Source organism: Gilliamella sp. X-23, assembly GCF_057063545.1.
The window spans coordinates 85,330-93,679 of record NZ_JBXSQG010000012.1 but is presented as its reverse complement, the minus strand read 5'-3'; the positions used below and the strand labels follow the sequence as shown (position 1 = coordinate 93,679).

The window sequence follows — 8,350 nt, the reverse complement described above, 5'->3', positions numbered from 1 at the left end:
GAATATATCCATTATTATAATCATAGAAGAATTAAATTAAGCTTGGACAAAAAGAGTCCTGTTCAATATCGGGAGTATTATTTTCCAGCAGCTTAGTTTTTTTGTACAACTTTTGGGGTGCAGTTCATTCGCTTTAATTCCCTAACTCGGACGTGGTCACTGTAGCTATTTTATCCACCCAAGGTCAAAACGTCCGAAACCTGCGCACCTAATTTATTCTATTCACCAAAACAAAAAAAAGGCTTGATTTTCCGCTCAAAAATCAGTCAGAAAAGGTATTGATTTTATTAAAGTTTTTATTTGGTGGTTTTTATTCAAAAACACCACCAAAACCATTCCCCAAAACATGCCACCAAAAGCTCAACCTTATCAACTTAGCAAAACTTTACAAATATTTAACAAAAAACTAGCGCATTATTAATCAATCGGTTATAATTTGAGCGCTTCCAAAGCAAGGAAAAGCTCATTAGTTGAGCGGATAATTATAAAAATTAAAATAAAACAATAAATTACTTGACAGGATTATCGAAATGCGCTACCATGCATGGCATCTGGCATCTGGCATCTGGCCTGCCAAACCTATGCCCTAAATCTTTTTCAATTTCACCGTAGTCTAAATCAGACACTGTTCTTATTTTCATCACCGAAGTTATCAAGCCCATCGCGCTTGGCGAGGTCGAGGTGCTTATTTTTTCTATCTAAATTATCAAACTTACTTAGATTATTTAGATTAACTAAATCATTGTTGTTCTTCGTGCCATTGTTTTTGTTGCCATATACACAGTGTTCTATGGCATTAACGGCGTCTACATCAAGGTATATTGAGGGTAGTGCGCCATATTTAACGTTCGACGGTGGTCAAACAAGGGCAACTTCAACGGATAGTTTATTGTTTATTAAGTTGCGGGATGGTACAAGGTACACACCGTCAACTAATCCATCAAGTGCTACAGATCCAATCAGATTACCTTATGCAGGAAGTACTTTGGGAGATATAGATATGGTAATTCCATCATCAGTGAATTCAGTGGATTTAAGTGATTTAATCACTAGATATAATTATTGGGGAGATGATGATGGAGATGGACAGGGAGCTAATGGAGTAACGACCACTGGGATTATATCGGTATCGTTTACGGATAAGGATGGCAATACTGTTAATCGTAGTGATGCATTGGATATATGTAAGGCTCCTTATAGGGTAACCTTAAGTAGTACTGATGGTTATTTACAAACAGAGTACGGGGTTCCAAATAGAGCCAGTTTTAATGGTCAGACGGTGACATATTATATCAATCCGTATGGTGTTACTGGTCCTGTTGTTTGTCACGCAAGGCCGAATCTTCGTTATGGCCACCTCGATTACGCCGGCCCATTTAACATATGGTCTAGTACAAAGGGTTTTTTAACTCAGTCAATAAGTTCATCATCTTATGACCAAAATTTTCCTACAACAGGTGCTGATGGGTTGTATTTTGATTTGGACATAGGTGGAGCTGATGGAAGTCAGTTGACGTGGTCTGTTGTCACGAATGGTAGTATAAGGGCAACGGTGAGTTGGATAAAGCCGTTAACAGGGACATTCACAGACCCATTTGGAAGTACTATCCGAGCCGATAATTGGATTACTGATAAATCTAGTTATGTAACACGGGTAACGTTAAGTGGTCCTAGGGCTGATAGCGCTCAGATAAGTTCAAATAGTCCTAGTCCTTTTAGTGTACTATCTTTGCCACAGAGGTTTGAGTTGGTCGGTAGGGATGGTCGAGGTCATGAGGTGAGGTATGGATTTGTGTTACAGAAGTGGTTTGTCCATCGGGGTAACAAACGGGATACCTTGTCTAACCAATCCACTTGGTGTAGAAGTTTGGGTTATCGTTTGCCACAGATCAAGGATTTAACTAACGCGATGTGTGGTGCGACTCCTGCTTTCCCATGTCGAAATGGCATAAATGGCGCCTTACCAACCTCATTTGATAATCGTTACCAGCGTCGAATAGGTTCTGAGTTTTTCACGGAGTGGGGCAGTGCGCGCAACTACGCTGATGTGGGCTTCGTCAACGACGTTTACTGGACAAGCGACACGTCAGGTAGCAATGGCTTCTATGTCAGCTCGAGCGGCGGCGGCGTCAGCTACTTCCTTGCCAGCTACAGCTACTATGCTGTTTGTACCACACCTTAGCTTTTATTTTTTAGTTCTTAATCCTTGGGCCTCGGGGGGGGATGGTGCAAATAGAGGACAATCTAATAAAGAATAAAGCCCCCGCGTAAGTTGGGCATTTTCCCTTAGGGTTGCGCTGTTGCGGCGAAGCCACAATCGCGCAGCCCTCCCGCCGCCAACGCTAAAAGCGTGGCTGGCGGTGGCTCAAGGGTAAAATTAAATAAACAGGGTCATGTAATGGAAATAGAACAAAAATTAGCATTAAGTGAAAATCCGATACATTAAATTAACTAACCCTACTCAATCAGCTTTTGTTCAACCCAAAATATTTAATGATTTAGTGTCATTATACCAATGCTATTGGCAAACGCATTGCCACTTACCTAAATCCTTTAAATTTACCACCGGTGAAGCGATATTGACCGAGCTAACTGAGGCAATTCGCTTTGCAGTATTATCTAATATAGTTGACCGAGATAACACAAAAGAATGTCAATCCGCCATAAAACAGTTGCAACATATTCGCGCCTCGTTAGATGTTATTAAAGGGTTATTGTGTGTAGGCTGGAAAATGATATCACACGGTGCTTTTGCTTCATTCAACCAATCCATCGACAACATCCAAAAACAGACCACTGGTTGGCAACATTGGTTTATGGCGCAGGTGAATGATGAGGATTTGAGTTAAAATAGATACCTAAACTTACATTGAAGGGTAATACTTCGAATGTTTGAGCTTAAAGTATACTTGTGTTTATAACCTTGATTAATTCGTTTAATTTTAACTAGTTTTATAACATTTTTAGCTTTAGATGTTCAGCTAAAATTCTTTATTCGAAGTTAATTTGTCCATATTTATGTGATTATACAAGTTACATAAAAGTAAGATGTAGATCACATTTTTCGTATTACAACTTGAAAAAAATATAAGTTATATATACCATCAACTCAATTAAGGCATGTTACTGATTTAATTCAGGCAGGACCAGAACAAAAACTTATTTCGATAAGTAGATTTTTGTTTTGGTCCTTTTTTTTTGGTCTTTTAAAAGTGAGTGTATATATGGATTATCAACATTTAGGTAAACAAATTTTAGAGTTAGTTGGGGGAAAAGATAATGTTAATTCCTTGACTCATTGCGCGACTCGCTTGCGATTTGATCTATTTGATAAAAGCATCGTTGATAGTGACGCAATTACTAAATTAACTGGTGTTATTAGTGTTGTTGATAGTGGTGGTCAGTTCCAAGTTGTGATTGGTAATGAGGTGCAACAAGTGTATCAAGCCATTAGTCAGAATGTATCTAATAAAGATCGTGGTACTCTGAGAGCAAAGAAAAAAGAGGGGATATTTTCATATATTATCAGCATCATTTCTACTTCATTTACACCAGTAATCCCTGCTTTAACTGGCGCAGGGATGATTAAAGCATTATTGGCTATTTGTAAGTTAATAGGTGTATTATCCCCAGATAGTCATACCTATTATTTGTTAGATATGCTGGCTGATGCGGCATTTTTCTTTATGCCTATTTTATTAGCTTATGGCGCTGCAAGTAAATTTGCATGTAATCCTATTTTAGCTATGACTATTGCTGGGGCACTATTACACCCAAACCTAGGAAAGCTAATGGCATTAAGCCAAGACGTTACTTTTATTGGGATCCCTGTTAAATTGGCAGATTATGCTGGTTCAGTATTACCAATCATTATTACTGTATGGGCGATGTCTTACATTGAGAAATTTGCCGAGAAATTTACTCCATCGATGGTAAAATTTTTTATCAAACCGATGCTTATTTTATTGATAGCTGGACCATTGGCATTAGTGGTTATCGGGCCATTTGGTATCTTACTAAATGATTTAGTTGCGCAAGGTGCAGGTTATATTAATCGTAAAGCTAGCTGGTTAATTCCGATGTTAATGGGCGGATTACAACCATTTTTAATTATCACAGGTACAGCGTGGGCAATGACACCAATTGCAACTGGACAGTTAAATCGTAATGGTTCTGAAATGATTAATGGCCCTGGTATGTTAGCATCTAATATAGCTCAAGGTGCGGCTACATTGTGTGTAGCAATCAAAACCAAAAATAAAAATTTAAAACAGCTTGGGTATTCTTCTGGTTTTACAGCATTACTTGGTATTACCGAACCGTCATTGTACGGAGTAACGTTAAAACTAAAACGACCATTAATTGCTTCAATGATTGGTGGTGGTATTGCAGGAATTTATGCCGGCATGTCAGGTTTGCTACGTTATGCTTTTGTATCACCTGGATTGGCTGGTTTACCTGCATTTATTGGTGATAACCCGATGAATATTGTCCATGCTTTAGTGACTTGTTTTATTGCGTTGGTGGTAACATTTATATTGACATGGTTTATGGGATTTGATGATCCTCTTGATGAGAATGATTCTGCAACTACTATTGATGCAGGGGAAAATTTACCATCCTCTAATAGTTCTGTTGCTCTTGATTTTAGCGATGTTACCTTAAGTAGTCCTTTAGCTGGAAAAGTGATTCCATTATCAGAAGTAAAAGATGATGTTTTTTCACAGAATTTGATTGGCGATGGTATTGCCATTGAACCTAGTCAAGGTAAAGTTATTGCACCAATTAGCGGTGAAGTTATAAGTTTGCTTGAATCAAAACATGCCATCGGTATAAAAAGCGATCAAGGTATTGAAATTTTGATCCATGTAGGGCTGGATACCGTTAAGTTGGGTGGTCAATTTTTTACTAATAAAGTGGTACAAGGTCAGAGGATTAATGTAGGTGATGAGTTAATTGAATTTGATCTAGAAGCCATTGATAAAGCAGGTTATATGACTACTACACCAGTAATTATCCTACATTCTGATAGTTATATTGTCGAAAATCTTAAAAAAACGATGGTAACAATAGGTGAAGATCTGTTGATAGTGAAAAAGTCAAACCAAGGGAATAATCATGATTTATAAAACTTTAAAACCTTTTCCGAAAGGTTTTTTATGGGGTGGTTCAACGTCTGCTTATCAGTTCGAAGGAGCATGGGATGAAGATGGCAAATCGCCATCAATTGTTGATATGTATTGTCATCCTCAAGACGTATCGGACTTTAAGGTCGCAAGCGATCATTATCATCATTATAAAGAAGATGTACGACTTTTTGCTGAGCTAGGCTTAAAGGCCTATCGTTTTTCGATTGCTTGGACACGTATTATTCCTGACGGCGTTGGTGAAGTTAATCCTGAAGGGTTAGCTTTTTATCATCATCTCATTGATGAACTTAATCGTTATGGTATTGAACCTATAGTAACTCTATATCATTTTGACTTACCATATAAATTGGAGAAACAAGGTGGATGGAGTGAACGCTCAACCATTGATGCTTTTGTGCGATATGCTGAGGTTTTGTTCCAAAATTTTGGTGAGAAAGTTAACTATTGGTTAACGATCAATGAACAAAATACCATGATCCTTCATCCGGGAGCAATTGGTGTTCCAGAAAATGGCAAATTACCAAGTAAGAAGACTCTCTATCAACAGAGCCACCATATGTTTATTGCTCAAGCTAGGGCTATGCAGTTATGCCATAATCTTTGTCCAAATGCGAAAATTGGGCCAGCATTAAATATTACCTCAATGTATGCAGAAACTTGCCGACCTGAAGATGCAATTGCTGCTCATAATTGGGAAACCATCCGTTGTTGGAGCTTTCTCGATATTGCTGTTTTAGGTCGCTATAATGCTTTATTTTTAAGTTATTTAAATGATAGAGGGATCTGTCCAACCATTTTGGATGAGGATCTGGTTGTATTAAAAAATGCACAGCCTGATTTTATTGCTATAAATTATTATTCAACTGCGACGATTGCAGCTAGTAAAGGGAATGCTACCGATATATCTGCAAGAGCAGGAGATCAGCAAATTATGCTTGGTGAACAAGGAGTGTATCGAGCAGCGGATAATCCTTTTGTTGATAAAACTGCTTATGGGTGGGTAATTGATCCTATCGGTCTACGTTTAACTTTAAGGAAAGTTTATGAGCGCTATAATTTACCAATTTTAATTACCGAAAATGGTATTGGCGCCCCAGATCAACTTAATGCAGATAATACCGTTAACGATGATTATCGTATTGATTTCATTAGTAAACACGTTACTCAGATGCAATTAGCTATTACTGATGGAGTTGAACTAATCGGTTATTGCCCATGGTCAGTGATCGATGTGGTCAGTACTCACCAAGGTTATGGTAAGCGTTATGGATTTATTTATGTTAATCGTGGTGAATTTGATTTAAAAGATCTGAAACGTATCAAGAAAAAAAGTTATTACTGGTATCAACAATTAATTAATGCTAACGGTCGGTTAGATAAATTGATGTAATGCTTATGATCACATTTAGAGTGGATAAAATTTTAAATAATAGCCTCGTATTATCGAAAAATAGCGATAATAATGAAGTGATCTTGATGGGAAAGGGGATCGGATTTAATGCTAAGGTAGGAGATTATATCTCCTCTGATTGGATCGAAAAATGTTTTGTTTTGCAACAAATAACAGGAATTCAAGGTTATCTTAAATTAATTGAGTCACTACCTGATGATTATATTGAGTTAACAAGATTTTTGTTAGACTACGCAAGTAAAACATTAAACACAAACTTTAGAGAAACGCTCTTTTTTACCTTGTTGGATCATCTTAGTTACGCTATTGAACGGTATTATTCAGGAGTGATTATTCAAAATCGGCTACTACATGAAGTAAAAAGTTTTTATCCAAATGAGTTTAAAGTTGCAGAGTATGGAATAACCTATATCAATGAGCAGCTCAATATCGCTTTACCAGAGGAAGAAGCGGGCAATATAGCTTTTCATTTAGTTAATGGGCAATCACATCAACAAACTATGCAAAATACTTTATTATCCGTTAAAATCTTGAAAGATATTTTCAATATTATTCAATTTAATTTTGCAATTGAAATAAACAAGCAGTCATTAAACTATTCACGTTTTTTAACTCATATGCAGTTTTTTATTCAGCGTATTTTTGAACAACAACAGCTACATTCTGATAATGATTTTATTTTTCGACAAGTAATTGAGCAATATCCAGATGAGTTTAAATGTGCTCATGCTATCAAAAAATATTTAATTAATCAGCTTAATATCACGATATCGAATGAAGAAATTCTTTATTTGATATTGCATATTATTCGTATTGTGCACTAAATACAATCAAGTCAAATTAATCTATCTTAAGTATAATCACATACTTCAAAATAGCGAAAATCTCTCGGCTTTATTGCTATTTATATTCGCTAATAGTGTAATTATGTTCTTGACGCTTTAATGCCATATTAATTAAATCAATATAGTAGTTAAGCCGTTTATTTTCTATTGATAAACTAAATGCTCCCAAATAAAAACCTAATATAAGAGAAAATAGTGCCCATGATAAGAAATCCCCAAAACTATAATTTTGACCAAATATTTTTGAAAAAATAGTTAAAAGATCTAATGTTTTTTTATCATAAGAATAGAAAAAACCAAATAAAAATATAATAGTAACATTTTGTCCAACACAAAGACTATTTTTCGATTTATTGCTATTGATTTTTAGCTGAATATGATCTTTTGAATCTTCTAAAGTTTTTTTATCATAATTACTGAGTGTTTTTATTATTTCATCATTTTTTTTTACAGTTTTTATAAGCTGATTTTGAGACTCTTTTGTGAAGTTCTTAAGATGAAGTATTGCTGGAATTATTTGAAGCAGCATTCCAAAAATTAAGCTGAATAGTGGAATAATCTCTAAATATAATACAAATAATTTCAGCTCTTCTAAAGGATAAATAAATTTGTAGAATAACGCTAATATAAATATAAATGCATATAGCCCTAAACCTATTCTTATTAAGATATCTGAATATTTTTCTAGTTGACTTTTTAAGGCAATACTATTTTTGCTTTTCTTATGTAAATCACATGTACCTAAATAGTTAAGTAGTTCGCTTATTTTTTCCATTTTATTTCCTTTTAATAATTATTTTTATCAAAGTAATAAAGTAAAATATGGTATGTATTATATCTCTTGGTTCGAATGTTGCTGTTAGATGAAACTATCCCAAGTCAACTTCAACTCGTTCCTAAAACAATTATCCTTAAAACGTGTTGAAAAATGTATCGGGATATCG

7 protein-coding genes are annotated in these 8,350 nt (G+C 35.5%); 6 read left to right on the top strand and 1 reads right to left on the bottom strand.

From position 1 onward, the window contains the following. The 6 genes from ACYH9I_RS09025 to ACYH9I_RS09000 form a co-directional block, all read left to right on the top strand. Nucleotides 1-96: IS3 family transposase (locus tag ACYH9I_RS09025; RefSeq protein WP_483560429.1), on the top strand; the 96-nt coding region annotated here is incomplete at its 5' end. A gap of 448 nt (nucleotides 97-544) precedes the next feature. Continuing rightward, nucleotides 545-2,182, top strand: a complete 1,638-nt coding sequence (locus ACYH9I_RS09020; protein ID WP_483560421.1) for a hypothetical protein — start codon at nucleotides 545-547, stop codon at nucleotides 2,180-2,182. A 244-nt stretch (nucleotides 2,183-2,426) separates the two neighbouring features. After that, on the top strand, nucleotides 2,427-2,849 hold the full coding sequence (locus tag ACYH9I_RS09015) for a four helix bundle protein (protein WP_483560420.1): 423 nt from the start codon (nucleotides 2,427-2,429) through the stop codon (nucleotides 2,847-2,849). A gap of 375 nt (nucleotides 2,850-3,224) precedes the next feature. Then, entirely contained in the window at nucleotides 3,225-5,129 is a 1,905-nt protein-coding gene (locus ACYH9I_RS09010) for a beta-glucoside-specific PTS transporter subunit IIABC (RefSeq protein WP_483560419.1), read from the top strand. Continuing rightward, nucleotides 5,119-6,540, top strand: a complete 1,422-nt coding sequence (locus ACYH9I_RS09005) for a glycoside hydrolase family 1 protein (RefSeq protein WP_483560418.1) — start codon at nucleotides 5,119-5,121, stop codon at nucleotides 6,538-6,540. The genes ACYH9I_RS09010 and ACYH9I_RS09005 overlap by 11 nt, the downstream gene beginning before the upstream one ends. A gap of 5 nt (nucleotides 6,541-6,545) precedes the next feature. Further along, nucleotides 6,546-7,385 (top strand): PRD domain-containing protein, encoded by an 840-nt coding sequence (locus ACYH9I_RS09000; protein ID WP_483560417.1) that lies wholly within the window; start codon nucleotides 6,546-6,548, stop codon nucleotides 7,383-7,385. A 76-nt stretch (nucleotides 7,386-7,461) separates the two neighbouring features. Here ACYH9I_RS09000 and ACYH9I_RS08995 read toward each other — a convergent pair whose 3' ends face one another. Continuing rightward, entirely contained in the window at nucleotides 7,462-8,181 is a 720-nt protein-coding gene (locus ACYH9I_RS08995; protein WP_483560416.1) for a hypothetical protein, read from the bottom strand. Nucleotides 8,182-8,350 lie beyond the last annotated feature (169 nt).